Here is a 2,529-nt window from a genome sequence, read left to right as displayed (position 1 = left end):
TCCCGCATGCACGGGCACGGTCTCGCCGTCCTTGATCTCGCCGGCGAGGATGGCCTCGGCCAGCGGGTCCTGCACGTACTTCTGGATCACGCGCTTCAAGGGGCGCGCGCCATAAGCCGGATCGTAGCCCTTGTCGGCGAGCCAGTTGCGCGCGTCGTCGTCGAGCTGCAGCACGATCTTGCGATCCTCCAGCAGCTTCTGGAGACGGCGGATCTGGATGTCCACGATTGCGCCCATCTCCGACCGTTTCAGCCGGTGGAACAGGATGATCTCGTCCACGCGGTTGAGGAACTCAGGGCGGAAGTGCGAACGCACCACGCCCATGACCTCGTCGCGCACCGCATCGGTATCCTGACCTTCCGGCTGGTTCACCAGATATTCGGCACCCAGGTTGGAGGTCATGATGATGAGCGTGTTGCGGAAGTCGACGGTGCGACCCTGTCCGTCCGTGAGGCGTCCGTCGTCGAGCACCTGAAGCAGGACGTTGAACACGTCCGGATGCGCTTTCTCGATCTCGTCGAACAGCACCACCTGGTAGGGCCTGCGGCGAACGGCTTCCGTCAGTGCGCCGCCCTCCTCATAGCCCACATAGCCGGGAGGCGCGCCGATGAGACGGGCGACCGAGTGCTTCTCCATGTATTCCGACATGTCGAGGCGCACGAGCGCGGTCTCGTCGTCGAACAGGAAGTTCGCCAGCGCCTTGGTGAGCTCGGTCTTGCCGACGCCCGTGGGGCCGAGGAACATGAACGAGCCGATGGGGCGGTTCGGATCCTGCAGCCCGGCGCGGGCGCGCCGCACGGCCGTTGAGACGGCCTCGACGGCTTCGCGCTGGCCGACGACGCGCTTGGCGAGATCCTGCTCCATGTGAAGCAGCTTCTCGCGCTCGCCTTCGAGCATCTTGTCGACGGGCACGCCGGTCCAACGGGAGACGACCTGCGCCACGTGGTCGGGCGTCACCGCCTCTTCCATGAGGCCGCCGCCGTCAGCCCTGGCCTCGACCTCGGCGAGCTGCTTCTCAAGGCCCGGAATGACCCCGTAGGAGAGCTCGCCCGCCTTCGCCCAGTCGCCGCCGCGCTGCGCGCCGGCGAGTTGGTTGCGGGCCTCGTCGAGCTTCTTCTTCAGCTCCGCGGCGGCGCCGAGCTTGTCCTTCTCGGCTTTCCAGCGCGCGGTGATCGCGGCCGACTGCTCCTCCAGCTCCGCGAGTTCCCGCGTGAGGCGCTCGAGGCGGTCCTTGGACGCCGCGTCCGTCTCCTTCTTCAGGGCCTCTTGCTCGATCTTGAGGCGCACGATCTCACGGTCGATGTTGTCGAGCTCCTCCGGCTTGGAATCCACCTGCATGCGCAGGCGCGACGAGGCCTCGTCCACGAGGTCGATGGCCTTGTCCGGCAGGAAGCGGTCGGTGATGTAGCGGTTCGAGAGGGTCGCTGCGGCGACGAGCGCCGAGTCGGTGATGCGCACACCGTGATGCTGCTCGTACTTCTCCTTCAGGCCGCGCAGAATCGACACCGTGTCCTCCACGGTGGGCTCGCTCACGAAGACCGGCTGGAAACGGCGGGCGAGCGCCGCGTCCTTCTCCACGTGCTTGCGGTATTCGTCGAGGGTGGTCGCGCCGACGCAGTGCAGCTCGCCACGCGCGAGCGCGGGCTTCAGCAGGTTCGAGGCGTCCATCGCGCCGTCGGCCTTGCCGGCACCCACCAGCGTGTGCATCTCGTCGATGAACAGGATGATGCCGCCCTCGGCGGACGTGACTTCCTGCAGCACCGCCTTTAGGCGCTCCTCGAACTCGCCGCGATATTTCGCGCCGGCGATCAGCGCGCCCATATCGAGGGCAAGCAGTTGCTTATCCTTCAACGACTCGGGCACGTCGCCGTTGACGATGCGCAGCGCCAAGCCTTCCACGATGGCGGTCTTGCCGACGCCAGGCTCGCCGATGAGCACCGGATTGTTCTTGGTGCGCCGGGACAGAACCTGGATCGTGCGGCGGATCTCCTCGTCGCGGCCGATCACCGGATCGAGCTTGCCGTCACGGGCCGCTTCGGTGAGGTCGCGCGCATATTTCTTCAACGCATCATAAGCGTTCTCCGCCGTCGCATTGTCGGCGGTGCGGCCCTTGCGCAGGGCATTGATGGCCGTGTTGAGGCCCTGGGCCGTCACGCCCGCCTGGGCCAGGATCCGGCCCGCCTCCGTGTCCTTCTCGACAGCCAGCGCCAGCAGCATACGCTCGACGGTGACGAAAGAATCGCCCGCCTTCTCGGCGGCCTTCTCGGCCGTGTCGAAAAAGCGCATCAGGTCGCGCGTCGCCTGCGGCTGCGCGGCCGAGCCCGAGACCTTCGGCTGCTTGGAAAGCCATTGCTCGACGGCTGCGTGCGCGTCACGCGAGCGCCCGCCCGCGCGGTCGATCAGACCAGCGCACAGGCCTTCAGGATCATCCAGCAGAACCTTGAGGACATGGCCGGGGGAGAGCTGCGGGTGTCCTTCCCGCATGGCCAGATTTTGCGCGGCCTGGACGAAACCCCGGGCGCGCTCGGT

The 2,529-nt window shown here is 66.9% G+C and carries 1 protein-coding gene; it reads right to left on the bottom strand.

All coding sequences use genetic code 11. The annotated features are described in order from the left end of the window. Positions 1 to 2,529: ATP-dependent chaperone ClpB (clpB, locus tag E4K09_RS24165; RefSeq protein WP_134500201.1), on the bottom strand; the 2,529-nt coding region annotated here is incomplete at both ends.

The sequence above is a fragment of the Microvirga pakistanensis genome, assembly GCF_004458765.1.
Lineage (GTDB): Bacteria > Pseudomonadota > Alphaproteobacteria > Rhizobiales > Beijerinckiaceae > Microvirga > Microvirga pakistanensis.
The sequence above is the reverse complement of the archived record's forward strand: the minus strand, read 5'-3'. Positions and strand labels throughout refer to the sequence as shown.